21 protein-coding genes are annotated in these 23,945 nt (G+C 68.2%); 12 read left to right on the top strand and 9 right to left on the bottom strand.

Features of this window, described 5'->3' with window-relative positions; all coding sequences use genetic code 11:
* Positions 1-74 precede the first annotated feature (74 nt).
* Entirely contained in the window at positions 75-1,124 is a 1,050-nt protein-coding gene (locus tag ACH438_RS29485) for a bile acid:sodium symporter family protein (protein ID WP_397011006.1), read from the top strand.
* Positions 1,058-2,665 (top strand): FAD-binding oxidoreductase, encoded by a 1,608-nt coding sequence (locus ACH438_RS29480; protein ID WP_397011004.1) that lies wholly within the window; start codon positions 1,058-1,060, stop codon positions 2,663-2,665. The genes ACH438_RS29485 and ACH438_RS29480 overlap by 67 nt, the downstream gene beginning before the upstream one ends.
* Before the next feature lie 3 nt (positions 2,666-2,668).
* Here ACH438_RS29480 and ACH438_RS29475 read toward each other — a convergent pair whose 3' ends face one another.
* Together ACH438_RS29475 and ACH438_RS29470 are read right to left on the bottom strand one after the other, a co-directional pair.
* The gene (locus ACH438_RS29475) at positions 2,669-3,331 is read right to left on the bottom strand and encodes a hypothetical protein (RefSeq protein ID WP_397011002.1); all 663 of its coding nucleotides are present in this window, start codon (positions 3,329-3,331) and stop codon (positions 2,669-2,671) included.
* 162 nt (positions 3,332-3,493) lie between these two features.
* The gene (locus ACH438_RS29470) at positions 3,494-4,951 is read right to left on the bottom strand and encodes a sensor histidine kinase (protein WP_397011507.1); all 1,458 of its coding nucleotides are present in this window, start codon (positions 4,949-4,951) and stop codon (positions 3,494-3,496) included.
* Positions 4,952-5,109: 158 nt separating this feature from the next.
* Here ACH438_RS29470 and ACH438_RS29465 point away from each other — a divergent pair, with 158 nt between their 5' ends.
* The gene (locus ACH438_RS29465) at positions 5,110-5,877 is read left to right on the top strand and encodes a glucose 1-dehydrogenase (RefSeq protein ID WP_397011000.1); all 768 of its coding nucleotides are present in this window, start codon (positions 5,110-5,112) and stop codon (positions 5,875-5,877) included.
* A gap of 2 nt (positions 5,878-5,879) precedes the next feature.
* Here ACH438_RS29465 and ACH438_RS29460 read toward each other — a convergent pair whose 3' ends face one another.
* Together ACH438_RS29460 and ACH438_RS29455 are read right to left on the bottom strand one after the other, a co-directional pair.
* Positions 5,880-7,409: an alpha/beta hydrolase gene (locus ACH438_RS29460; RefSeq protein WP_397010998.1), complete on the bottom strand. Its 1,530-nt coding sequence runs from the start codon at positions 7,407-7,409 to the stop codon at positions 5,880-5,882.
* A gap of 79 nt (positions 7,410-7,488) precedes the next feature.
* A complete protein-coding gene (locus ACH438_RS29455) occupies positions 7,489-8,880 on the bottom strand; it encodes an ammonium transporter (RefSeq protein WP_397010996.1) in 1,392 nt (463 codons plus the stop codon).
* A 297-nt stretch (positions 8,881-9,177) separates the two neighbouring features.
* Here ACH438_RS29455 and pnuC point away from each other — a divergent pair, with 297 nt between their 5' ends.
* Positions 9,178-9,840, top strand: a complete 663-nt coding sequence (pnuC, locus tag ACH438_RS29450; RefSeq protein WP_397010994.1) for a nicotinamide riboside transporter PnuC — start codon at positions 9,178-9,180, stop codon at positions 9,838-9,840.
* 41 nt (positions 9,841-9,881) lie between these two features.
* On the opposite strand, the gene ACH438_RS29445 is transcribed toward pnuC, so the two are convergent.
* Positions 9,882-10,898 carry a hypothetical protein gene (locus ACH438_RS29445; protein ID WP_397010992.1) on the bottom strand — a complete coding sequence of 339 codons (1,017 nt, stop codon included), beginning with the start codon at positions 10,896-10,898 and terminating at the stop codon, positions 9,882-9,884.
* Between the two features lie 192 nt (positions 10,899-11,090).
* Between ACH438_RS29445 and ACH438_RS29440 the strand changes: the two genes are divergently transcribed.
* The 4 genes from ACH438_RS29440 (at position 11,091) to ACH438_RS29425 (ending at position 15,244) form a co-directional block, all read left to right on the top strand.
* Positions 11,091-11,780 (top strand): hypothetical protein, encoded by a 690-nt coding sequence (locus ACH438_RS29440; RefSeq protein ID WP_397010990.1) that lies wholly within the window; start codon positions 11,091-11,093, stop codon positions 11,778-11,780.
* A gap of 246 nt (positions 11,781-12,026) precedes the next feature.
* On the top strand, positions 12,027-12,551 hold the full coding sequence (locus ACH438_RS29435) for a dynamin family protein (RefSeq protein ID WP_397010988.1): 525 nt from the start codon (positions 12,027-12,029) through the stop codon (positions 12,549-12,551).
* A gap of 30 nt (positions 12,552-12,581) precedes the next feature.
* Complete coding sequence (locus tag ACH438_RS29430) at positions 12,582-13,790, top strand: hypothetical protein (RefSeq protein ID WP_397010986.1); 1,209 nt, start codon at positions 12,582-12,584, stop codon at positions 13,788-13,790.
* On the top strand, positions 13,790-15,244 hold the full coding sequence (locus ACH438_RS29425) for a dynamin family protein (RefSeq protein ID WP_397010984.1): 1,455 nt from the start codon (positions 13,790-13,792) through the stop codon (positions 15,242-15,244). Before ACH438_RS29430 ends, ACH438_RS29425 begins: the two co-directional genes overlap by 1 nt.
* Here ACH438_RS29425 and ACH438_RS29420 read toward each other — a convergent pair.
* Positions 15,225-16,070, bottom strand: a complete 846-nt coding sequence (locus tag ACH438_RS29420; RefSeq protein WP_397010982.1) for a hypothetical protein — start codon at positions 16,068-16,070, stop codon at positions 15,225-15,227. The two genes, ACH438_RS29425 and ACH438_RS29420, sit on opposite strands and share 20 nt — an antisense overlap.
* Positions 16,071-16,240: 170 nt before the next feature.
* On the opposite strand from ACH438_RS29420, the gene ACH438_RS29415 reads away from it, so the two are divergent.
* Both ACH438_RS29415 and ACH438_RS29410 read left to right on the top strand, forming a co-directional pair.
* Complete coding sequence (locus ACH438_RS29415) at positions 16,241-16,957, top strand: TetR/AcrR family transcriptional regulator (protein ID WP_397010980.1); 717 nt, start codon at positions 16,241-16,243, stop codon at positions 16,955-16,957.
* Between the two features lie 99 nt (positions 16,958-17,056).
* Positions 17,057-18,649 (top strand): MFS transporter, encoded by a 1,593-nt coding sequence (locus tag ACH438_RS29410; protein ID WP_397010978.1) that lies wholly within the window; start codon positions 17,057-17,059, stop codon positions 18,647-18,649.
* A 58-nt stretch (positions 18,650-18,707) separates the two neighbouring features.
* Here ACH438_RS29410 and ACH438_RS29405 read toward each other — a convergent pair whose 3' ends face one another.
* The gene (locus ACH438_RS29405) at positions 18,708-19,298 is read right to left on the bottom strand and encodes a phosphoribosylanthranilate isomerase (protein ID WP_397010976.1); all 591 of its coding nucleotides are present in this window, start codon (positions 19,296-19,298) and stop codon (positions 18,708-18,710) included.
* Between the two features lie 165 nt (positions 19,299-19,463).
* Positions 19,464-20,288 carry an alpha/beta fold hydrolase gene (locus ACH438_RS29400; protein ID WP_397010974.1) on the bottom strand — a complete coding sequence of 275 codons (825 nt, stop codon included), beginning with the start codon at positions 20,286-20,288 and terminating at the stop codon, positions 19,464-19,466.
* Between the two features lie 215 nt (positions 20,289-20,503).
* On the opposite strand from ACH438_RS29400, the gene ACH438_RS29395 reads away from it, so the two are divergent.
* Positions 20,504-21,655, top strand: a complete 1,152-nt coding sequence (locus tag ACH438_RS29395; RefSeq protein WP_397010972.1) for a PucR family transcriptional regulator — start codon at positions 20,504-20,506, stop codon at positions 21,653-21,655.
* A 3-nt stretch (positions 21,656-21,658) separates the two neighbouring features.
* Here the strand turns inward: ACH438_RS29395 and ACH438_RS29390 are convergent, their stop codons facing one another.
* Positions 21,659-23,080: a carotenoid oxygenase family protein gene (locus ACH438_RS29390; protein WP_397010970.1), complete on the bottom strand. Its 1,422-nt coding sequence runs from the start codon at positions 23,078-23,080 to the stop codon at positions 21,659-21,661.
* Between the two features lie 63 nt (positions 23,081-23,143).
* Between ACH438_RS29390 and ACH438_RS29385 the strand changes: the two genes are divergently transcribed.
* Positions 23,144-23,815, top strand: a complete 672-nt coding sequence (locus tag ACH438_RS29385; RefSeq protein ID WP_397010968.1) for a TetR/AcrR family transcriptional regulator — start codon at positions 23,144-23,146, stop codon at positions 23,813-23,815.
* Positions 23,816-23,945 lie beyond the last annotated feature (130 nt).

Below are 23,945 nucleotides of genomic sequence, written 5' to 3'. Positions count from 1 at the left end.
ATCACGATTCCCGTTCGGATTTAACGAATCCAACGCCTATCGTGATCGGTCGGTCCGGTCCTACCGTGCTAGGAGTGAAGTTACTGGCCAAGCTCCGTATCGATGCCTTCATGCTGGGCATCCTCGCCACCGTGGCCCTGGCCGCCGTGCTGCCCGCACGCGGCACCGCGGCCGATGTCCTGGACTGGGCCGTCAAGATCGCCATCGCCGTACTCTTCCTGCTCTACGGCGCGCGCCTCGAACCGCGCGAGGCGTTGAACGGGCTGCGGCACTGGCGACTGCACTCGGTCGTGCTCCTCACGACCTTCGTGATCTTCCCGCTCATCGGGCTGGCCTTGCGGCTGCTGGTTCCGTCGGTCCTCACCCAGGACCTCTATACGGGCGTGCTGTTCCTGTGCCTGGTGCCGTCCACGGTGCAATCGTCCATCGCGTTCACCTCGATGGCCCGCGGCAATGTGGCCGGGGCCGTGGTCAGCGCCTCGCTGTCGAACCTGCTGGGCGTGTTCATCACTCCGTTGCTGGTGATACTGCTCATGAAAACCACCGGGAACGTGCATGTTTCGGCCTCCGCCGTGGGCATGATCGTGATCCAGCTGCTGCTGCCCTTCCTGGCCGGGCAAGTGCTGCGCACCCGTATGACCTGGCTGACGCGGCACGCCTCGGCCGTCAAGGCGGTGGACCGCGGCTCGGTGTACCTGGTCGTGTACTCGGCCTTCAGCGCGGGCGTGACCGAGGGCATCTGGCATGCGCTGTCGCTGAAGACCCTGCTGGCCACCGCCGCGGTGTGCGCGGGCCTGCTCGCCGTCGTGCTGTGCGTGACCTCCTACGGCAGCCGGCTGCTCCGCTTCGACCGCGGGGACCGCATCGTCGTCACCTTCTGCGGCTCCAAGAAGAGCCTGGCCACCGGACTGCCCATGGCCTCGGTGCTCTTCGCCGGGCATCCTATCGGGCTGATCGTGCTGCCGCTCATGCTCTTCCACCAGATCCAGCTGTTCACCTGCGCGGTGCTGGCCCAGCGCTACGCTCGGGAAGCCGAGCCGAAGGAGAGTGAGCCAGCGTGGGAACACGATCGTGGTGGGGTTGGGGAAATGTCGATGACGCCGTCACCGGCGCCGAACGGATAGCCCTCGTCGAGCGGGTCGGGGCCTTGCTGCCGCAGGCGGAACTGGCCGACCATCGGCCGCCGGACATCGATGCCCTCGACCTGCCCGCACCCCGCATCGCGGCGCCCGCCGCGCTGGCGCATCTGTGCTCGGTGGATCCGGCCGATCGCGCCGGGCATGCGCACGGTAAGGCCTATCGGGACGTGGTCCGGAATCTGCTGGGGCAGCTGGACCACGTGCCGGACCTGGTGATCCGGCCGACGCGGGAGAACGAGATCATCGCGGTGCTGGACTGGTGTAGTGCCACCGGCGTGGCTGTAATCCCTTACGGTGGCGGCAGTTCGGTGGTCGGCGGCGTGGAACCGCGACTGGGCAGCGAGTTTCCGGGCGTGGTGAGCCTGGATATGGGCGCGTTGAACGAGATTCTGGAGATCGATCCCACCAGCCGGGCGGCCCGGATCCAGGCGGGCATACTCGGGCCCGATCTCGAGGATGGCTTGCGGCCGCACGGGCTGACGCTGCGGCATTTCCCGCAATCCTTCGAATTCTCCACGCTCGGTGGGTGGTTGGCGACGCGCGCGGGCGGGCACTACGCGACTGTGCTGACCCACATCGATGATCTGACCGAATCGCTGCGGGTGGTCACGCCCTACGGCGTCAGCGAATCGCTGCGGCTGCCCGGGTCCGGGGCGGGACCGTCGCCGGATCGGATGTTTCTGGGCTCGGAGGGCGCGCTCGGCGTCATCACCGAGGCCTGGATCCGATTGCAGGACCGGCCGGAATGGCGGGCGGGGGCCTCGGTGCTCTTCGAGGACTACGCGTCCGCCGTGGCCGCGACCCGGGCGCTGGCGCAATCGGATCTGCGGCCGGCGAACTGCCGCCTGCTGGATCCGGCCGAGGCGCTGATCAATGCGGGTATCGCGACCGGCGGCGGAGTGCTGGTGCTGGGCTTCGAATCCGCGAATCACCCGGTCGATGCCTGGCTGGAGCTGGCGCTCGAACTGTGCCGGGATCACGGTGGCCGGGTGCAGGAAGCTCGGGGCGGCAATGGGAACGGCGGGAGCGAGGCCGGTGCCGGGGCCTCGGCTGCGCAGACCTGGAGGTCGTCGTCGTTCCTGCGCATGCCCTATCAGCGCGATGCTCTCGCCGCGCACGGCATGATCGTCGAGACCTTCGAAACCGCCTGCACCTGGGACCGATTCTTCGAGCTACGGGCCGCGGTCGAGGCCGCCGCCTACGAGGCCCTGGCCGCCGTGGGCGCACAGGGCGTGCTCACCTGCCGCTTCACCCACGTGTATCCCGACGGCCCGGCGCCGTACTTCGGCATCTACGCCGCGGGCCGGTGGGGTTCGCTGCTCGAGCAGTGGGATCAGATCAAAGCCGCTGTCTCCGAAGCACTCTCGAAATCGGGCGCGACCATCACCCACCACCACGCGGTCGGCCGCGACCACCGGCCCTGGTACGACCGGCAGCGGCCCGCGCCGTTCGCGGTGGCTCTGACCGCGGCCAAATCCGCCCTCGACCCCGCGGGCATTCTCAATCCCGGTGTGCTGATCGGCTGAGGCTCAGGGCAGGTCGCTGGCCAGTGTGTCCCAGAACGCGGTCTCGTAGGAGTGCAGCAGGCGCGGGGCGCGGGCGATGTCCTCGGGGGACTCGCCCGCGGTGAGCCCGGCCGTCACGATGTCCAGGGCCTGATCCGCGAAGCCCGGTGGGGCGGCGCCGAAGAAGGTGAAGAAGGCGACCGCCTCCTCGGCCAGGCCGTACTGCGCGCGCAGGGCGGAAGCCGTTCGCGCGCAGTAGTTTCCCCACTCCTCCAGATTGGCCAGCATGCCCAGCGCGACCTCGGCGGCCGTGCCGTACGCGGCGCGCTGCGCCAGATAGGCGGGATAGGACTGGGCGGCCGGATGCGGTTCGTAGGCCCGCAGATCCTTCTCGCTCATGCCCAGTGCGGCGGCGAACTCGTGCAGCAGGGTGAAGGCCTGCGCCTCACCCTGCGCCAGACCCAGGAAGAATTCGCCGGCCGGGGGTTCGGGGAACCGGGCGGCCAGCAATGCGAAACTGCGGCGGTCACTGTCCACGATCCGGAACTCCTCCCCGGCCAGCCAGGTCAGCCGGGTACGCGGTACCCGGGCATGTTCCAGCAGGTCGAGAAAGCGATTCGGGGTCGCGGAAGAGGAGATGTCCTCGCGGGCGCGGGCGACCAACTCGGCTGCGGTGCGATCGGCCATACCTCCAGGGCAACACCGATCCCCTTCGGAGTCAATCGTTTTACCGCGGCTCACAGCATGATCGGGCGCTCGCCGGAGTGGTAAACGGGCCCGCGCCGGGGTGGCGGCGAATCGGGCTCTGGCTGCGCGGTGGTGAATCAGGCTCGCGGCGGGGGCGGTGAATCAGGCTCGGGCCGGGGCTGTCTGGAGGCGGGGTGGGGCGGTGTCGGGCTTTGCGGGGCCGGTGCGGGGGAGGACCACGGTGAAGGTGGCGCCGCGGCCGAGTTCGCTGGTGACGCCTACGTTGCCGCCGTGGGCTGCGACCAGGGCCTGGACGATGGAGAGGCCCAGGCCGCTGCCGCCGCTGGCGCGGGTGCGGGAGGCGTCGGTGCGGTAGAAGCGTTCGAAGACCTTGGCGGTGGCCTCCTTCGACAGGCCGGGGCCCTCGTCGATGACGTCGATGCGGACCTGCTGGGCGGAGGGGGTGAGCCGCACCGTGATCGGCGTGCCGGGCGGGGTGTGGGTGACCGCGTTGGCGAGCAGGTTGGCCAGTACCTGTTGCAGGCGGGCGGAGTCGCCGATGACCTCCAGGGCGCCCTCGCCGTCGCGCACCTGCAGGCGCACGGGGTGATCGGCGCCCTCGTGCCGGGCGGAGAGCGCCTGGGCATTGTGCACGGCATCGCTGGCAATGGTCAGCAGGTCGACCGGATCCTTGGCGATGGGCCGCTGCGCGTCCATGCGGGCCAGCATGAGCAGGTCCTCGACCAGCAGCGCCATCCGGCGGGCCTCGGCCTCGATGCGGGTCATGAGCATGCCCGGATCCTGGCTCGCGCCTTGCCGATACAGCTCGGCGAACCCGCGAATGGTGGTGAGCGGGGTCCGCAGTTCATGACTGGCGTCGGCGACGAACTGCCGCATCTTGGCCTCGGAACGCAGCGCGTTCTCCTCGGACGCCTCGATGGCGGTCATACCGTGCTGGATCTGGGTCAGCATGGCATTGACCGACTGGGCGAGATGATCCACCTCGGTATCGACATTGCGCACGGGCACGCGCCGGTTCAGATCACCGCCGGCGATGGCCGCCGCGGTCTCCTCCACCTGGCGCAGCGAGCGCAGGCTGCGCCGCACCACGAAGTATCCGCCGAACGCCAGCAGCAGCAGTGCCGAAGCGCCACAGACGATTTCGAAGACGATCAGTTTGGAGACGGTCGCCCGGTTCTCGTCGAGCGACAGGCCGATGGTGGTGGACCCGTATTGATTGCTGACGGTCAGGACCCGCCAGGAGCTGCCGCCGTCCTCCGACCGCACCGTCGCCTTACCGTGCGCGGGCAGTTCCGACTGCACCGGCGGCGATTGATTGCGGACCGGCCGTTCCAGGAAGATCGTGCCGTCGGCGGTCTTGCGCATCTCGTAGAAGGGCAGCGGCTGATCGGCGGCATTATTGGGTTGTGGCGGCGGCGTGGAGGTCACATCGGCGGGCACCCAGGTGGTCGAATCGGACTGCTTCATCGCCCGCGGTTTGGCCCACGTGTTGACGGCCTGGGAGAGCTGCTCGTCGGTACGTTGGTCCAGCGAGTTCGACAAGGATTGGGTAATGGCGAATCCGCAGGCCAGCAGCACGATGCCGGCCAGCGTCACCATTGCCACCACCAGCACGATGCGCAACGGGACAGCCGACACCCGTCGCCCGAGTCGCTGGTACACACTCACCACCCCGACATAATTACTCGGTTACCTGTTGACATCCTGCGAGGAAGTCTTGAGTCTGCTGCGGATCCGCTCGGAAAAGGGAGTGTGACATGCACGATTTGACCGGTAAGACCGTCCTCGTCACCGGCGCCGGCCGCGGCCTCGGGCTCGCGGTGGCCGAACTGGCCGTCCGATCGGGCGGCAACGTCATCCTCACCGACATTACGGGTGACGGCGTCGCCCTGGTGGAAAAGCTCGGCGGCACGGCCCGCTACCGGCATCTCGACGTCACCTCCGAACAGGATTGGCGCGATGCCGCCGGCTACGCGCGGACCGAGTTCGGCGGCCTCGACGGGCTGGTCAACAATGCCGGCATCGCCGCCAGCCAGTACCTGGAGAACGAGAGCCTCGAGCATTTCCGGCGGGTGCTGGACGTCAACCTGGCCGGGGCCTTCCTCGGCATGAAGATCGCCATCCCGGAGATGCGGCGGCGCGGCGGCGGCTCGATCGTCAATATGTCGTCGGTGGCCGGGCTCATCGGGCTCGCCTGGAGCGGCAGCTACGGCGCGTCGAAGTGGGGTGTGCGCGGCCTGTCCAAGATCGCGGCGGTGGAATGCGGCGGCGACCGCATCCGCGTGAACTCCGTGCATCCGGGCGTCACCTACACGCGCATGACCGCCGAGACCGGCATCCAGCGCGGCGACGGCAACTACCCCAGTGTCCCGATGGGCCGGGTCGGCGAGGTCGACGAGATCGCGGGCGTGGTGGCATTCCTGTTGTCGGATGAGGCTTCCTACATCACCGGTGCGGAGATCGCGGTCGACGGCGGCTGGACCGGCGGCGCGATGACGAAGTGGCTCACGGAGAATCGGAAATAGCCTCACTGCGGGAAGAAACTCGGATCCGGCTCGCAGGTGATATCCGAGGCGGGCAGCGTGCCGTCCGCGAGATAGGTGTTGACGGCATCGTTGACGCAAGGGCTCAGGCCCTTGCGGAACGCCCCGTGAATCCGGGTGTCCGCCAACGTGACCAGCCGGGACCCGGTCAGATCGCCGTGCAGCGCAACACCTTCCTGATACGCGGTGCGGGTGTCGTGGATGGTCGCGAGGATCAATGAGGGCACGGCATTGCGGACCTCGGTGGGCGGTTCCACCGGGTCCGGCCAGAACGCGCACGCCGTGATGTTGTTGGCGAAGGCGCCGAACACCGGCTGGGTGGCGCGAGCGGCCTCGATATTCGGGTAGTACCAGGCCGGATCGCGCGGCGCGGCCTTGTCACCGCAGATGACCGAGGCCATGCCGCCGGTCTCCAACGGGGACGCGATGGTGATCTTCCGCTTCAGCGTCTCCATATCGAGCGGCCCGCCGGAAACCCCGTCCGAGATCATCCGCACCACGGTCGCGAGATTGGCGTTCTGCTGCGGATTCGCCAGCAGCGTCAGCAACATCATCGGCACCGTGTGCTCGTCCACCAGATACATATCGTCGAAGATCGGATGGCCCGCGGCCTTGCGGATCATGTCCTCGATGAAGCCCCGCACATCGGCGGCGGTGGCGCCGAAGTGATAGTCGGCGTCGTGCTTCGCGGCCCACGCCGCCCAGTCGTCGAGCGCGAACTCGTTGATCGGGCCCATGTCCTGGTACATGCCGATCCAATAGCGGTCCGGATCGATCGCGCTGTCCAGCACCATGCGATCACTGCGGTCCGGGAACATCTGCGTGTACACCGAACCCAGGTAGGTGCCGTAGGACGCGCCGTAATAGCTCAGCTTCTGCTCGCCGAAGATGCCGCGGATGACATCCATATCGCGGGCGGTATTGCGGGTGGTGTCATTGCGGGCCTTGTCCGCGTCCGGCGCAACGCATCCGGTGGCCAGCGCGGCCGCCAGCGCGGTGTCGCGCGCGTAACCGAACACGTCGAAGCCCGCCGAGAACAACATGGTGGGCACCGGCAGCGCGCAATTCACCTTGTCGGAGCGGCCGATACCGCGCGGATCCATGCCGATCAGGTCGTATTCCGCACGCACCTGCGGCGACAGGGTCGGCTGGACCATTGCCGTGTAATGCAATCCGGAGGCGCCGGGACCACCGGGATTGGTCAGCAGGATGCCGCGCCGGTGCTCCGGATCGGTGGCCGCGATGCGCGAGATCGCCAGATTGACGGTGCGCCCGTCGGGGCGGCTGTAGTCCAGCGGCACTTGCACATTCGCGCACTGCGCACCGGCCTGATCCAGCAACTGATCGTTGCAGGGCTGCCAGTCCGGGGTCTGGTGATAGAACCGATCCAGCCCGGACTGCTCATCGGCGTTCGCGACCGCGGGCATCGTCCGCGTGGCCACGGGCACGGTCACCGTGGCCGAAGCCAGCAGTGTCACACCGAAAACGAGCCGCCGAGCCCACCCCGCACGCATCGCATCTCCTCGCAGTCGACGTTCCGGGTGCGAAGGTTACCGGGTGCGGGCGGGCCGTGGAGGGCGGTTCGCGGCGGATTCACCACAGCTGGTCCCGGCCGCCGGCCATGGGCGGGGACGGTCGCCGCCGGGGCAGCGGGGGTGCGGGCGGGGTACGCGGGGTCGGCGCCGGCGCCGTCATGAGGGCGCCGGAAACACCGAAATCGTAGGCGGATTCGGCGTGCTCGGCCTCGTCGATACCGGTGGCCTCGGCCTCGTAGTCGACTCGGAAACCGATGAGCCGGTGGATGATCCAGCTCAGTACATAGGTGGCCGCGAAGGAGTAGCCCATGACCGCGAGGGCCGCGATGGCCTGGCGTTCCAGCTGGGTCCAGCCACCGCCGTACAGCAGCCCGTTGCCGCCCGCGGGATTCACCGAGCCATCGGCGAACAGCCCGATGAGCAGCGTCCCGACCAGGCCACCGACCAGATGCACGCCGACCACATCGAGCGAATCGTCGTAGCCGAAAGTGAATTTGAGACTCACCGCGAGCGCACAGCACACGCCGGCGGCGATACCGATCACCAGCGCGCCGATGGTGCCGACGAAACCACAGGCGGGCGTGATCGCCACCAGCCCGGCCACCGCGCCGGAGCAGGCGCCCAGGGTGGTGGGCTTACCGTCGCGCAGCTGCTCGACGATGATCCACGCCAGTGACGCCACTCCGGTCGCGATGGTGGTGTTGGTGAAGGCCAGGGCCGCGAGATCGCCTGCGGTCAGCGCCGATCCCGCATTGAAGCCGTACCAGCCGAACCACAGCAGCGATGCGCCGAGCAGGGTGAACGGCACATTGTGCGGCCGTGGGATACTGCGCGGCCAGCCCTGCCGGCGGCCGATCACCAGGGCCACGGCCAGGGCCGCCGCACCGGCATTGATGTGCACCGCGGTACCGCCGGCGAAGTCGAAGGCCTTCAGGCGGTTCACGATCCAGCCGCCCACATCGGCGGAATGACCCGACGCATCGGTATTCGTGAAGCCGCTGTCGCTGAAAACCCAGTGCGCCACCGGGAAATACACCACCGTCGTCCAGGCGACGATGAACACCATCCAGGCCCAGAAGCGGGTGCGGCCCGTGATGGCGCCCGATATCAGCGCCGTGGTGATGACGGCGAACATCAACTGGAACATCACGAACGCCATGGTCGGAATCTGATGTCCGGCAGCCCCGGACAGCGTGCCCTGGGTCCGGCGCAGCAGCGCATGCCCCATTCCGCCCACCAGCCCTTGGAACGCGTCATTGCCGAAGGCCTCGCTGTACCCGTACAGCAGCCACAGCGTCGACACCGCGCCCAGCGCGATGAAGTTCATCATCAGCATGTTCAGCACGCTCTTGCTGACCACCATGCCGCCGTAGAAGAAGGCCAGGCCCGGCGTCATCAACATGACCAGCGCCGCACTGGCCAGCACCCATGCGGTATCTCCCGAATTCACACTCGTACCTCTTATCCGTCGGGATTCGCGCACAGCATCGGGAACCGCTGTTTCGCGGAGGCGCTGGGCGTGTTTCGGCGCGGTGAATTCGGAACCGGCCCGCCGCGCCCAGGTCACCGGCGTGCGACCGGGCCGGGCGGAATACGCGATGGCGGCGGCGTGGTTGTTGCCAGCAGTTGGGTACGCTCCGGCAGCGCTCGTCCACGAGCCGGCAGCGCTGATTCATGAGCCGTGAAGGAGATCCGGGATGCCTGCGAAATCCGAGGGATTCGGGACGACCGAGCGGCGGGATGCGGCGTGAACGCCGCCTTCCAGCTGTTCGGGGAGCACGTGCTCTGGACCGACGCGATCGGGAACGTGCTCTCGCTGGCCGTGGTGTGGCTGGCCATGCGCAAGACGGTGTGGACTTGGCCCGTGCAATTGGCGGGGGCATTGTTGCTGCTCGCGGCGTCACTGCACGCGCATGTGCCGGGTAATGCGCTCAAGCAGATGCTGTTTCTCGTGCTCGCGGTCTACGGCTGGGTGGCGTGGACGCGCGGCACCCGGGACCATCGGGATCTGCTGGTGCGGCCCGGCACTCGGCGGGAGCGGCTGACGCTGCTGGTGCTGCTCGTGGTCGGGACGGTGGGGGTGGCGGAGCTGTTCGCGCATCTTTCGTGGCTGCATATCGCGTGGTCGCCGTGGGCCAATGCGTATGTGTTCGTCGGCAGCGCCATTGCGACGTTCGCGCAGAGCCGGGCGCTGGTGGACTTCTGGATCATCTGGATGCTGGTCGACCTCGTCGGTGTGCCGCTGGCGTTGAAATCCGGGCTTTATGCCTCGGGAGCGGTTTACGGGGTGTTCTTCTTGCTGGTGCTGCTCGGGTTCACTCGATGGCGGCGCGAATACCGCACTCGGCGGGATGGTTTCGCCGTCGCCGGGAACAATGCTGCGATCACGCACGACCAAGGCGGGGTTTAGGCACTACCGGGCCGGCCCAGGAGACAAGGCCGGCCGCAAGGTCAGTGTCGGCCGCCCGAGTGTGAGGGCGCCTGCTGATTCTGTGCGGGCGCCTGTTGCGCGGGCACCTGCTGGGAGGTGGCGACGGGGCGCGGCCCGGTCGAATCGGTGTGTGCGAAACCGACTACCGCTCCGCCGAGGATGGCCAGCACCGCCGCGGCGGCCGCTACACCCCACACGACGGGCTTGGGTTTGCGGCGGGCCGGGCGGGTGCGGTCGGCGTCCATGCCCGGGGCCGGAGTGGGCTGAGCGGGAGCTGACGATGCGCGGCGGGGCGCGGACGCGGGGCGCGGGGCGGCGGGCTTCGACTGGGGTGCAGCCGATTTCGCCTGGTCGGCCGCGGGCTTCGGCCGGGGCGCCGCCGATTGTGGCTGGGACGCTATGGGCTTCGGGCGCGATACGGTCGCGGGCCTGACGGTCGGTGCCGAAGCGCCGGGCGGCAGGACGCGGGCAGCCGCGTCGGAGCGCGGGCGGGCGTCGGGGCGTGGGCGAGTATCAGGGCGTGGGCGATCGTCGGGCCGGGGGCGGTCATCGGATCGTGGGCGGGCGCCGAATGTGCGTGCGGCCAGCAGTGCTACGAGCACGGTGGCCCTGGCGAGCACAACGGTCCGGGCCAGCATGGTCGTCCGGGCGAACACGGCGGTCCCGGTGAGCATGGTGGCCCTGGTGACCATGGCCGTCCCGGTGAGCACGGCGGGCCCGGCGCTCCGGGACAGCACGGCGGATCGGGATCGGGGCAGCATGGGCAGCCCGGTGAGCATGGTGGTTCGGGGCAGCACGGTCAGCCTGGCGGGCACGGTGGTGTGGGGGCCGGTGTCGGTGGGCATGAAGCCGGTGGGGTGCATGGCGGGGGTGAGGTTGGTGGCTCCGCGGGGGTGGGGGCGCATGCCGGTGGTGAGAGTGGGGAGCATGGCGGTGGGGAGTTCGGGTCCTCGTTGTCGTCGGGGGCTTCGCTCGGGGTGTCGGGGGTCGGTGGCGATGCTGCCGGGCTCGGGTCTGTCGGTGTGGGTGGAATCCATGCGGGGCAAGGGGTTTCGGCTGGGCTCACCTCTAGTGCGGGTGCTTCCGGTGCGGCCGGGTTGAATGCCGGTGTCTCGAACGGGGCTGGCCTGAATGCGGGCGTCTCTAACGGGGTTGGGCTGAACGCTGGTGTGTCGAACGGTGTCGGCTTGAGCAGTGGGATTTCGAGTGGGGCTGGCCTGAATGCGGGCGTGTCCAATGGGGTTGGGTTGAACGCGGGTGTGTCCAATGGGGCCGGGTTCAATGCGGGCGGGTCGAATCCGGCCTTCTCGAATGCGGCTGCTTCGAATGCTGCTGTGTCCAATGCGGCTGCTGCGAATGTGGCGGTGGCGAATGTGGCGCCGGTGGCGGTTACGCCGGTGTCGGCGGCGGTGCAGTCCGATGTTGGGGCGCAACCGATTTCGGATACGGTGGTGAAGGCGGCGGCTGCGCCGGCGCCGGGGGCCGTGGCGAATTCGCTGGCGTTGACGAGTGGTTCGGTGCATCCGGTGGCGGTTGCGCCGACGGCGGATGTGGGCGGGACCGTGGGTGGTGCGACTACCGCTGGTGGCGCAGCCACATTGGGTGCGGGAACGTCTCCGGGGGCCGATGCCGGCGCGCCCACACATGTGGCCACGACGGCGCCCGCCACCACGGCTCCGACCGCTGATCTGGGTGGTACGTCGGGTGCGGGAGCCAATGCGGGGACGGATGTGCATGCGAGTACGAATGCTGGTGCGTTGTTGTCCAGTAGCGCGTCGGCGCCGGCCGCCGCGCCGGTGACTACTCCGGATGCCTCGCATGCGGTGACGAGTTCCGTTGCGCCGGCGGCGGCTCCGGTCACCACTGCGCCGGCTGCCGCGACGGTGCCCGATCACTCCGTTGCCGCGGCGACCGCGTAGCCCGTGGATCTCACGACGACGGATTCGGGGACGGTCGATCACAGTGGTCTGTCGGCTGGTTCGACCGGGTTGTCGACGGGGTTGACCTCCGATGCCGGAAGCACGTTGTCGCACAGTGCCACCGACACCTCGCACGCGGCGACGACTACCGACGTGCATCACTGATCCACTCCTGAACGGTCCGCCGCGCCCCGACCCGGCGCGGCGGACCACCCCGAAACATCCACTCTTGCAAAGGAGCAGCAAGTGACCGCGACCAGCACGGTCTTCGCGGCGAAGGCCACCGCGGCGACCGATTCCATGACCACCCTGCTGGACGAGCTGCGGTCGGTGACCGATGGTCTCGGCCGGGCCGATCTGTCGAACCGGCTGATGTCGGCGCGGCAGCGGATCACCGATGCCCGCTTGCGCATCGTCGTCACCGGCGAATCCGAGAAGGGCATCAGTTCTGTCGTGAATGCGCTGGTCGCGGCGGATGTCTGCCCGACCGCGGGCCCGCAGGGGCGGGGGCCGGGGCACGGCCCGATCGTCATCGAGTTCGGTGAATCGCGGTCGCGCAGCACGGCGCGGCCGGGGGAACCGGCCGAGGTGACGCTGCCCGCTCCGCTACTGGCGGACGGCATCGTGCTCATCGATACGCCCGGTGTGACCGGCGCGGATTCCCGTCAGGCCACGGCCCTGCTGGAGTTGCTGCCCACCGCGGACGCGGTGTTGTTCGTCTCGGATGCCAGTCAGGAGTACACGGCGCCGGAAATCCGTTTCCTGCAGTAGATTCACCAGTTGTGCCCGATGGTCGCCTGCGTGATCAACAAGATCGACAGTTATGTGCGGTGGGCCGATATCCAGAAGGCCGATCGCAAGCATCTCACCGATGCCGGTCTGAGCCTGCCCATCCTGCCGGTCTCGGCGGCCATGCACATGATGTCGAGCCGGTTGGATGATCCCGCGCTCGAAATCGAGTCCGGCATGCCGCAATTGGTCGATTTCATCCGCACCCACATTGTCGCGCGCGCCGACGCGGTGGTCCGCGACTCGTTCGCCAACGATATCCGCGTCGTCTCCGATCATGTTGCCCTGACTCTGAATTCGGAACTCATGGCCCTGCAGGACCCGGCTCGCAGCGCGGAGCTGATCGAGCGGATCCGCGGCGCCCGCGATGCCGCCGAGGCGCTGCGCAAGCGCACCGCCAACTGGCAGTACGTGCTCGGCGACGGCATCACCGAACTGACCGTGGTGGTCGATCACGATCTGCGGAATCGCTTGCGGGCCTTGATCCGCGAGACCGACGAGGAGATCGCGAAGACCGATCCCGCCCGCCAGTGGGAGGCCTTCTCGAAGCGGCTCGACGACCGGATCGCGGAGGAGGTCAACGACAATTTCGTACTGGCCCACAAACTCTCGATCGAACTCTCCACGAAGGTCGCCGAGAAGTTCGCCGAGGACGGCCGCACCCAGCTGCCGTCCCTGCCGGGTTCGGGCGCCGGCACGGTATCCGAACAGTGGGGCACCCTCGAAGCGTTGGAGAGCGGCCGCGCCGGCGTCATCCAGCGCACCATCACCAGCCTCCGCGGTTCCTACGGTGGTGTGCTGATGGTCGGCCTGGCCACCAGCCTGCTCGGCCTGGCGCTGGTCAATCCGTGGTCGATCGGCGCCGGATTGCTGCTGGGCGCCAATACCTTCCGGGAGGATCACAAGTCCCTGAAGGCGCGCCGCAAGGCCGAGGCCAAGCTCGCGGTGGCGAGGCTGATGGACGAGGTCGTCTTCCAGGTCAATGACGAATCCAAGCAGCGCCTGCGGGAGGTGCAGCGCATCCTGCGCGACCATTTCACCGAACTCGCCGAGGAGATGCTGCGCTCGGCCAATGAAGCCCTGCTGGCGGCGCAGGAGGCCGGTAATCTGCACGACAGCCAGCGCAACGAACGGGTCGGGCAGCTCGCCGCGACCGCCGATCGGCTGCGTGAGCTGCGTGTACAGGCCGGGACGCTGGCCTTCACTCCGGGAGGCGCGTAATGCCAGGTCGGGAACTCGCCGAGGCGCGTCGGCTGATTCATGCCGCGCGCCGGGAGGTCGATCCGCGGTCCAAGTGGTCCGCGGAATTGGCCGCCTGCGAGCGCCGGCTCGACGAACCCTTGCGGGTGGCGTTGGCCGGCACCCTGAAATCCGGCAAGTCGACGCTGCTCAACGCATTGATCGGCGATGAGATCGCGCCGACCGATGCGACCGAGTGCACCCGGGTGGTCACCTGGTTCCAGCAGGCGGCCGCGCCGCGCATCGATCTGGTGGCGCGCGGGCAGCAGCGGCGGCTTCCGGTGCTGCGCACCGACGGTCATCTCAGCCTGGATCTGGGGGTGCCCGCCGATGCCGTGGAACGCCTGACCGTCAGCTGGCCGTCATCGCTGCTGAACGACTACACGGTCATCGACACCCCCGGCACCTCGTCGAACTCACGTGATGTCTCCGAACGCACCCTCGCCCTGCTGGCGCCCGAGGACGGCCCGTGTGAAGCCGACGCCGTCGTCTACCTCATGCGCGACCTGCGGGACGCCGATGTGCAACTGCTGCAGTCCATTCACCATCAGATGACCATCGGCGCCGGCCCGCTGGGCGTGCTCGGCGTCCTGTCCCGGGCCGACGAGATCGACGGCGGCCGCGGGGATTCCCTGGATGCCGCGTATCGGGTCAGCGCGACGCTCGCGGAGGCGCCGGAACTGCGCGGCCTGCATCAGAGCTTCCTGCCGGTATCGGGCCTGCTGGCCTTGCGCGGTCAGACCTTGCGCCAGACCGAATTCCTGGCCCTGCGCTCGCTGGCATCGCTGCCGCCCGGCGCGCTGGATGCCGCCCTGATCTCGGTGGCGCGCTTCACCGCCCCCGAGGCCCCGCTGCCCGTGCCTGCCGAGGAGCGCCGCCATCTCGTGGAGGCTTTCAGCCTGTTCGGTATTCGCCTGGCGGTCTCGATGATCCGCTCGGGCTGTGCCGACGCCCCCGCCTTGTCGGCCGAGCTGGTGCGCCGCAGCGGTCTCGACGATCTGCGCTGCACCATCAATATTCGCTTCGGCGAACGCAATGAACAGCTGCGGGCGTATTCGGCGCTGTCGCGGCTGGCGCACATCCTGCACCGCTACCAGTCGGCGGCGACCGCGGAACTGTCGCGGCAGGTGGCCCGCAGCCTCGCGGACACGCACACGTTCGCCGAACTCCGCCTGCTTTCCACGATTCGCGCCAATCGGCTCAGCGAACCGGATCGGGCGCGTGCCGCCCGGATTCTCGGCGGCGAAGGCATTGCCCCGCAACGGCGTCTGGGTCTCCCGCCCGAGGCGAGCCGCGCCGAATGCCGCGCCGTCGCGCTGCGGGCAATCCGGCACTGGCGCGGCCAACTCGACAATCCGCTGCTGGATCCGCTGACCGCCGCCACCTGCCGCGCCGCCGCCCGCAGCTGCGAAACCATTATCGCCGCGGGTAATTGACCGCAGTGCGGGTGATAGCCCTGGTCAGCCGGATCGCGGTGTTGGTGGGCTGCTCGGCGAGGTCGACATTCGGTTGCCCGTAGTGGAAGACGCCGTGGTCGACGAGGCCAGGCAGTCGCGGCTCCGCGAGACTCTCCGCCGCGAAGGCATAGAGCGCGTTGACTTTCGGCAGGATCAACCCGTAGTCGATGACGCGGGCCGCCTTGCCCTCGCCCCCGAGGATCTCCGCTATCGAGGTGCCGTGCAACGGATACTGCTGCGGGAACACATTGCGCAGGTCCAGAAACAGCGATACCGAGCCGCCGCGCGGATCGGCCACCCGCGGGCCCAGCGCCGCGAAGCGGCCGAGCGCGAGCCGGGGTCGCTCGAGCAGCGCATGGGTGAACAGCACACGCGCCAGCGTCACATTGATCAGGAAGCGCTCGGTGTCCAGCTCGGCGTGGACCAGCGCCTCGTTGTCGAGATAGCCCGACACCACACTGTGGTTGTGGGCGCGATACCAGGTGACCGGTGTCGGCGTACGCAGGAATTCGAGCCAGGCCTGCGCCGACGGCGTCGCCGCGAACCCACCGGTGGCGTGCAGTAGCCGGGCCTCCAGCTTGTCGGTCAGCAGTCGATCATTGATCGCCCGCCACCACGCGCTGCCGGTAGCGGGATCCAGCACCCCGCGGCTCAGTTCCCAACGCAGAAAGGTCGATTCGGCGCGGCCGAAGGCGGCCAGCGGCGCGGGATAGAACTCCGCGGTCAGCCGCAACCGCTGATCCGGTTGCACGGCAATGTTTTCCACTTGTTGTCTGGCGATATCGCGTGTCCGAGCGGTATTCATCCGATCCGGGGCTCCCAGCGGCTTCGGAAAATGGCCTCTCCAGTAGACGCCCGCTCCGCCCCGGATCGCCAGATGGCATTGCTTACCCGCGTGCGGCGGCCGCTATCACTCGGCCGCGTGCCGTAGCGAACTGGTTGACCAAAATTGAAATCTGGTCATATAGTCAATCCATGCGGGAATCACAGCGTCTCCGAGCGGGCACCGACGCACGGCAGGCTCGCGCCGAACTGATCCTCGATGTCACCGCCGAGCTGTTGCAGTCGCACGGGTACCGCCGCGTCACCGTCGACGACGTGGCCAAGCGTGCCGGAATCGGTAAGGGCACAATCTATTTGCACTGGAAGACGCGCGAAGCGTTGCTGTGGGCGGTGCTGCGGCGCGAGACCACGCGATTGATGCAGACCCTGGTGCTGGCGCTGTCGACCGATCCGGAATTGGCTCTGCCACACCGGTTGATGAGCGCGATCTTCGTCGAGGTGTCGCACCGGCCACTGGTCAAGGCGCTGCTGTTGTCCGATGTCGAGATTCTGGGCGTGCTCGCCGAAGACGAGGCGGTCGCCCTCGCTCAGCAGGAGCTGGCCGGCAACAAGAACTACTTCGAACTCGTCCACGAGCAGGGCCTGCTGCGCACCGAACTCGGTATCGATCAGGCGGGCTGGCTGCTCGAGACGGTGATGCAGGGCTTCTTCGCCGCGGCGGAATCCTCCGCAGACGCGGCGATGAGCCTGCACCAGCGCGCGACCCTGCTCGAATACACCTTGCGGCGCACGTTGGAGCCGGACGCCACGCCGTCCGACGCGGCGGTGCGAGCGCTGAATGCGCAGGTCGTAGCGCTGTTCGAGGCCATCGCGGCCGAGCAGCAGAACGAGGTGCGCGGCACCGAGTGAGTTTGCCCCAAGTCATGGGGCGAAGTACCCCGGGGATCGGGAGTCCGGCAAGACAAGTCCGATCCCCGGGGACAGATGACTGGCTGAAAGGAGCCAATCATGTCCAACTCTAGGTCCGATCTCTCGGACCGGAAAACCATCGAGTCACCCGTGTCGACTGTCGCGGCGGGTCCCGCCGGGCGGTCGAGGGGGCGTTGGCTCGGCCTGGCCGCGCTGACCCTGAGCTTTCTGGTCGTCGGACTCGACAGCAATATCCTGATCACCGCCCTGCCGACCCTGTCCACCAAACTGCAGGCATCCACCAGCCAATTGCAGTGGATCACCACCGCCTACAACCTGGTCTGGGCCGGACTGCTGCTGCCCATGGGAACGCTGGGTGACAAGTTCGGCCGACGCAAGACGCTGCTGGCGGGACTCGCGCTCTTCGGCGCCGCGTCGATCATCGCCAGCCAGGTCGACACCGCCGGCGAGCTGATCGCCATGCGTGCCCTGATGGGCGCGGGCGCGGCGGTGATCATGCCGATGGGTATGGCGATCCTGCCGGTGCTCTTCCCGATCGACGCGGATCGCCGGCGCGCGGTGACCGTGACGACGGTCGGTGCGGTGGTCGCGTTGCCGGCCGGTCCGCTGCTGGCCGGGTGGATCCTGCAGCACTTCTCCTGGGGCTGGGTCTTTTTGATCAATGCACCGGTCGTGGCACTGACCTTGATCGGGGTGTGGGCGTTCGTGCCCGAGAGCCGCAATCCCGCCGACCCGCGCCTGGACTGGCAGGGAGCGATCCTGTCCGGAGCGGGCATCGTCGCAGTCACCTACGCGATCATCGAGCAGCCCGCCGACGGCTGGCACGCGCGGGTACTCACCGCACTGATCGGGGGCCTGATCCTGGTGTGCGCGTTCCTGATCCGCCAGCGCCGCACTGCATCGCCACTGATCGATCTGCGCCTGTTCGGCAATCGCCTGTTCACCTGGGGGACAATCGCTTTCGCGGTGATCAGTTTCGCGATGAGTGGAGTCCTGTTCCTGCTCACACCGTTCCTGCAGATCGTGCAGGGCAGCGACGCCCAAGGCACCGGCCTGCGACTGCTGCCGATGATCGGCGCCATGCTGGCCGGAGCGGGTATGGGCGAAACCTTCGGGACGAAAATCGGTGTCCGGTACGTGATTCCGGCAAGCATGCTCATCGGCGGAGGTGGGCTGCTGGTGCTGGCTCAGGCCCACGTCGGCAGCGGCTACGGCATTGTCGCGCTCGGATTGTCGGTGTTCGGCCTGGGTCTCGGACTGGGACTGCCGCTGGCCGCGGACACGGTGCTGGGCACCCTGTCCGAGCATCAGGCCGGCATGGGCAATGCGCTCTCACGCACCCTGCAGAGCATCGGAGTCGTATTGGGCACCGCGATCCTGGGCAGCGTCCTCAACGGCGTCTACCGCTCCAGACTCGGCGACACACTGACCGGGCTGCCCAGTGGTGCGAGTACCGCGGTGCGCGACAATATCGCCGGGGCGCACGCGGTGGCCGCCGATCTGCCGACTCGCCTAGGCGCCACACTCATCCACACCGCTGACAGTGCCTATGCACACGGCATGACGCACGCGATCTTCACCTGCTTCGCCGTACTGATTGCCGGTGCGATCCTCACGCTGCTGTTCCTGCCGGGCCGGCTCACGAGTCCTGCTGAAACAGAACGTGACTGAGCATCACCCCTCGGCCTCGGCACCGGCGGTTTCCGCCGGTGCCGAGGTGTTGCGCCCCCTATGCTCGTGCCGCGGCGACGAATTCGCGCATGCGGCCGTGGTCCTTCACACCTCGCGCCGATTCGACGCCGCTCGAGACGTCCACGCCCCACGGCTGCGCGGCCGCGATGGCCTCGGCCACATTGTCCGGGGCCAGTCCGCCCGCGAGCAGCCACTGCCCGGTCGGGCGCGCGGTGTGCAGCGCACTGAGGTCCCAGCGGGCGCCGGAACCGGCGACCGGGGAGTCGAGCAGTAGCCACTCCTCGCCGTACGCGCCGGTTCGTACATCCGTGTCGGCGGTGAGCGAGGTCGCCCGCAGCAGCCGCAATCCGGCCAACCCCTCGAAGGCCGATTGCGGATACGAGCCGTGCAGTTGCAGCGCGTCGACCCCGGCCGCGCGCGCCAGCGCTCCCGCCTCGTCAGCGGGAATGCCGTGCACGACACCGACGGACAGCACACCGGCCGGTACGCCCCGCAGCAGTTCCCGGACGGTGTCGATAGGTATCTGCCGCGGGCTGGTGGTGAACACGAACCCGACCGCATCGGCGCCGGCGTCGACGGCGGTGGCCACATCCTGCTCGGTGCGCAGGCCGCACAGCTTCACGAACATACGGACAGGGTTTCATGAGCCGCTCCGCCTCAGCGGACGGGGACGGGCATCCGTGGTTCGTGGACGTGCAGGGCGACCGCGTCCGGGTCGATCGCGGCGGTGTGCTGGAAGGCCGCGCACAGGGTCGGCAGGTCGGTGCCGTTCATCAGGTGATTCCTCGAAGCTCTAGGCCGCGGTCTCGGACCGGTGGCGAATGAACGCGGATCGCAGTTCCGCGGCGACCAGGGGCGCGTTCTCGTACATCGGCACATGGCCGACCCCCGGCAGCATGAGATGCGTTGTAGTACTGGGTAGTTCGTCGAGAAAGCGTTTCGAGCAGCTCGGATTGGGCAGCAGTACGTCGTGCTCGGCCAGCATGAGTGTGGTCGGCACGCTCACCTCGGTGAGCCCCGCGACGCCGTCACCTCGAAGTCCGGACCACAGGAACGGAATGAAGCTTGGGCAATGCGTCGCTGCCCGGATGTAATCCGTTGCCGCCGAGCGGCTTACCGCTCCGCCATGACGACTGACGACCAGCAGTGCGGCGCGCTGCACCCAGCGACGCTTCGCGAACACATCGCCGAGCAACCGGCCCAGTCCGATGAAGGGCGCGAGCGTGAGGAACTTCCCGCCGACGGTCAGTGCCGTACGGGAGAGATGACGCCAGCCGCCCGCCGGCGCGATGAGGGTCAGGCTCCGAGCGCGGCCGCGCCGCTCGAGTTCGACCGCGACCCAGCCGCCGAGCGAGTTCCCGGCGATATGGCAGGTGTCCCAGCCGATCTCGTCCAGCCATGCCTCGACATCATCGGCGAGCGCCGGAACATCCAGCGCGCGTGGCGAGATGGGTCGTCCGCCCCAATGCCCCGGCAGGGTCACCGCGAACAGGTCGTAGCTGTCGCTGAGCGCGTCCATGACGTCGTCCCACACGTGGTGCGACAGCAGGAACGGATGCAACAGCAGCACCGGTTCGCCGCTCCCGGCGCGGCGAGTGGGGGCGGGCATGGGCGTCATCGACCATCCGATCTCGTGGTTCCGCCGATGCGGGCGCACCGGACGGCTTCAGGCTTTCAGTCGCGAGGGCGCGGCGACCATGGCTGAGAATCAAGAATTCGAGGACGAGCGATTGGCAAATATTCCAAACATGGACGTCCCGGCGGGTCTCACCGCACCGGTTTCCGGTATAACGATTGGACTATTCGCCAGCTGCCGCGGAGTAGGCTGCCGCCGTGACCACATCCGAGTCCGGCGCCGGGTTCGGCGGGGAGTTCCGGAGTTACCTGCTCGCCGAATCCCGGGAGTACGCCCAGCAGCTCATCGAGCGGTTCCAGGCGGAGATTCCCGCCTACGCGAACATCGATGCGGCGGCGGTATCGGATTCGGTGCGGCAGGCCATGGAACGGGTCGTGCAGGTCGTGCTGGATCGCGGCCGGTTGGAGCCGCTCGACCTGGCCGGGTTCCGTGAGTACGGCGCCCTGCGCGCCCGGCAGGGCATCCCGTTGGAGGCGGTGCTGCGCGGCTGGCAGATAGGGGTGCGGATGTCCATCGACCGCGCGGTCGCGGCCGGGCGGGCCGGTGGTGTCGGCGATGCGCTGCTGATGGATTTCACCACCGACGTACTCACCGTCACCGACGATGCCACGCTCGCGTTCAGTGCCGGGCATCGCGACGCCGGCGCCGTCCTGGATCGCCAGGACGGGCTGCGCCGGACGGAATTGGTTCGGCGACTGCTGTTCTCGGATGCCGCCACCGATGACATCCGGCTGGAGGCGCAACGCTACGGCCTGGCGATCGACCGCGATTATCTGACGGTGCGGATCCGCCCGCTCGGTGGCGATTCGGTGTTCGCGCTCGGGGAGGAGTTGCAGCGGCAGCCGTCCTGCCGGCCGCCGAACGGTCTGCTGTCGGTCATCGACGATGACGTGCTCGGCGTCTGCGCGACCGTGCCCGCCGTCGGCGGCCGGGTGGTGGGCGGTATCGGGCCGGCCGCGCCGATCGGCGATCACGCGCGTTCGCTGCGATTGGCCACGCGCGCGGTGGCCACCGCCCAGGCGTTCGGCCTGTCCGGTGTCCACCGCTTTCCCGGGCTGGGACTGCTGCCCGCCGTGCTGGCCGATGCCGATGTGGGGGAGGCGATGTCGGAACTGCTCATCGCACTCGTCGGCGACGGTGAGTCCGCCGCCGCCATTCTTGACACAGTCGACCGCTATCTCGAATCCGGTATGCATGTGGGCGCGACCGCGAAGCTGATGTCGGTGCACCACAATACGATTCGTTACCGGATTGCGCGCTTCGAGGAGCTCACCGGCACCTCGCTGCGCGATCCGCATATCGCGTTGCAGGCGTGGTGGGCGCTGCGCAGGCGCGCGTCCGGCGCTTGACGGCTAGGCCTCCGGAATCCAGTTGCCGTGGAACCCGGTGGGAATGCGGTGCGGCAGTTGGATATCGGCGACAGGTTCGAGTGTCCCGGCATCCACGATCGAGAGTTCACTGCGCCCGCTGGGTGCGTCGTAGACGAAGCCCATGAGCACGCCGTCGTCCTCGGCGGAGTCGGGGGACGACGGGTGGAAGACGAACTCGCCCAGTTCTTTTCCGGCGCCGAAGTCGCGACTGGCGGTGGTTCCGTTCGCCAGGTCGTGTTTGTACAGGGTCGATTCGCCGCGCAGGCCGTCGCCCACGCCGGGGACGTACCCGAAGCGGTGGCGTTTGCCGGTGAGTCGTTCGTCGATGCGCGGGAATTCCTGGGCGCGATCGTCGTGCCGGGATTGCCGGACCTTGCCCGCGGACAGGTCCACCTCCCAGCGGTCCAGGCTGGGCACGCCGTCGTCGGGGCCGAAGTGGTAGGTGTCGAACATCTTCGGGTAGCGCACCACGTCGAGCACGATGGTGTCGCCGTCGTCGTAGGCGTTCATGGGGTGGAACACATAGCAGGGCTCGATATCGAACCACCGCACCGCGGTCGATCCCTCGCGCGACATCACGCCGATCCGCGCGGGGTAGCGAGGGTTCCAGCTGTAGGGCATGCGCCGATCACGCGGCGGTCCGGACGGGCGCGGCGGGCTGGGCATCGGCACGCGGCCGATCATGGCCGACAACAACAGTCGCGCGGGCAGCCGCAGCCAGCGCGGCGCGATCATCTCGGCCACCGTGCCGGTGTCGAAGGTGACCGGCAGGTCGTAGAGGACGATGTATTTCTCGGTGAGCGAGAAGTCGTGCATCATCGGGGATCCGCCGACCTCGATGTCGACCGTGCGCCGGGCGCGGCCGTCGGTGCCGATGACCGAGTACTGCACGGACCCCGGGGTCAGGAACGAGTACGAAACCGCGTGCAGTTCACCGGTATCGGGGTCGCGTTTGGGGTGTGCGGTGTATCCGCCGCCGAGGATGCCGTCGAAATCGCAGGCGCCGACGGTGTCGAGGTCCCCGGTGAGTTCGTATTGGGATCCGCCGCCCTCGACCAGCGCGAGGATCTTGCCGGCGTGCCCGATGACATTGGTATTGGCGCCGCCGCCGCGCCCCGAATCGGGTTGCGGTGTCTCGCCCAGGGCGATCGAGGTGACCGGTCCGCGTACCCAGCGATTGCGGTACCACTCGGCGCGGCCGTCGCGAATGCGGATGCCGTGCACCATGCCGTCGCCGCTGAACCAGTGGTAGAGCTGGGAATCGATGTCGCCGATGGGGTTGGGGCCGTTGCGGAGATAGCGGCCGTCGAGGTGGTCGGGGATGGTGCCGGTGACTTGTAGTTCGGTCAGTGTGTATTCCTGGTCGAGCGGCGCGAAGCTGCCCTCGAGATAGCGATTGCCCATTGCAGGCCCCTCACGGATAACAGTGTTATGGCTCTACAATAACGCTGTTATGGAGGTGCTTCAATGGTGAATTCCCGCTCCCCTCAGCAGAAGCGGCGCGGCAGCCCGGTCATGCGCGCCGAGCTGATCGACGCCGCCATCCGGCTGCTCGAAGCGGACGGGCCCCAGGCCCTGCAGACTCGCCGGGTGGCGGCGGCGGCCGGAGTGTCGACCATGGCGGTCTACACGCACTTCGGCAGCATGACCGAACTGCTCGCCGCCGTGCTCGCCGAAATCTTCGCGCGCTTCGGCGCCGCGCTGGGCGCCGTGGCGCACACCGACGATCCGGTGGCCGACTTCTTCGCACTCTCCGTGGCCTACCGCGAGTTCGCCCTGGCCGATCCGCGGCGCTATCGGTTGCTTTTCAGCTTCGCCGCGCCCGAGGACGACCACTCCCGCTCGGTCTGCGATTTCCCCGCGGCCGAGGCATCCGGTGCGATCGGCGCCGAGACCTTCGAGTACCCCGTCCGCGCCGTGGAACGGATGATGGCCGCCGGTCGGCTGGGCCCCGGCCCGGCCCGGGATATGGCGGCTCGCCTCTGGGCTTTCATGCACGGTGCCCTCATGCTGGAACTGAACGGCTATCTCGGCCCTGAAGACCACAGTCGCACAACGGTTTTCCTGCCGGCGCTCATCGATATCCTGGTCGGTATGGGCGCGGACCGGGCGCATGTGGAACGCGTCGTTCCGCACTGAAGAACGAATACTGTTGTTACAGTTGCAATATCATTCGTGCGGAACGGTTGTGCGCCGCGCGGACCGACAGTGCCAACTCCGCGACCAGCCGTGCCAGGAGTCCGTGTCTGGTTGGCGAATCGGCGGCCAG

The sequence above is a fragment of the Nocardia sp. NPDC020380 genome (assembly GCF_044386975.1).
GTDB lineage: Bacteria > Actinomycetota > Actinomycetes > Mycobacteriales > Mycobacteriaceae > Nocardia.
Note: the sequence above shows the minus strand (reverse complement) of the source record. Positions and strands in the feature narration are given on the sequence as shown.

What these genes read in the sequence shown, in the direction of transcription:
- ACH438_RS29470 (WP_397011507.1), bottom strand. Translation starts at nt 4,951, where the DNA reads ATGGTGACGCTGGCCGGCATCGTGCTGCTGGCCTGCGGATTCGCCATT.
- ACH438_RS29460 (WP_397010998.1), bottom strand. Translation starts at nt 7,409, where the DNA reads ATGCGTGCGGGGTGGGCTCGGCGGCTCGTTTTCGGTGTGACACTGCTG.
- ACH438_RS29475 (WP_397011002.1), bottom strand. Translation starts at nt 3,331, where the DNA reads ATGGCCGATCGCACCGCAGCCGAGTTGGTCGCCCGCGCCCGCGAGGAC.
- ACH438_RS29415 (WP_397010980.1), top strand. Translation starts at nt 16,241, where the DNA reads ATGCGGGAATCACAGCGTCTCCGAGCGGGCACCGACGCACGGCAGGCT.
- ACH438_RS29390 (WP_397010970.1), bottom strand. Translation starts at nt 23,080, where the DNA reads ATGGGCAATCGCTATCTCGAGGGCAGCTTCGCGCCGCTCGACCAGGAA.
- ACH438_RS29405 (WP_397010976.1), bottom strand. Translation starts at nt 19,298, where the DNA reads ATGTTCGTGAAGCTGTGCGGCCTGCGCACCGAGCAGGATGTGGCCACC.
- ACH438_RS29425 (WP_397010984.1), top strand. Translation starts at nt 13,790, where the DNA reads ATGCCAGGTCGGGAACTCGCCGAGGCGCGTCGGCTGATTCATGCCGCG.
- ACH438_RS29400 (WP_397010974.1), bottom strand. Translation starts at nt 20,288, where the DNA reads ATGACGCCCATGCCCGCCCCCACTCGCCGCGCCGGGAGCGGCGAACCG.
- ACH438_RS29410 (WP_397010978.1), top strand. Translation starts at nt 17,057, where the DNA reads ATGTCCAACTCTAGGTCCGATCTCTCGGACCGGAAAACCATCGAGTCA.
- ACH438_RS29445 (WP_397010992.1), bottom strand. Translation starts at nt 10,898, where the DNA reads ATGGATTCCACCCACACCGACAGACCCGAGCCCGGCAGCATCGCCACC.
- ACH438_RS29420 (WP_397010982.1), bottom strand. Translation starts at nt 16,070, where the DNA reads ATGAATACCGCTCGGACACGCGATATCGCCAGACAACAAGTGGAAAAC.
- ACH438_RS29465 (WP_397011000.1), top strand. Translation starts at nt 5,110, where the DNA reads ATGCACGATTTGACCGGTAAGACCGTCCTCGTCACCGGCGCCGGCCGC.
- ACH438_RS29385 (WP_397010968.1), top strand. Translation starts at nt 23,144, where the DNA reads ATGGTGAATTCCCGCTCCCCTCAGCAGAAGCGGCGCGGCAGCCCGGTC.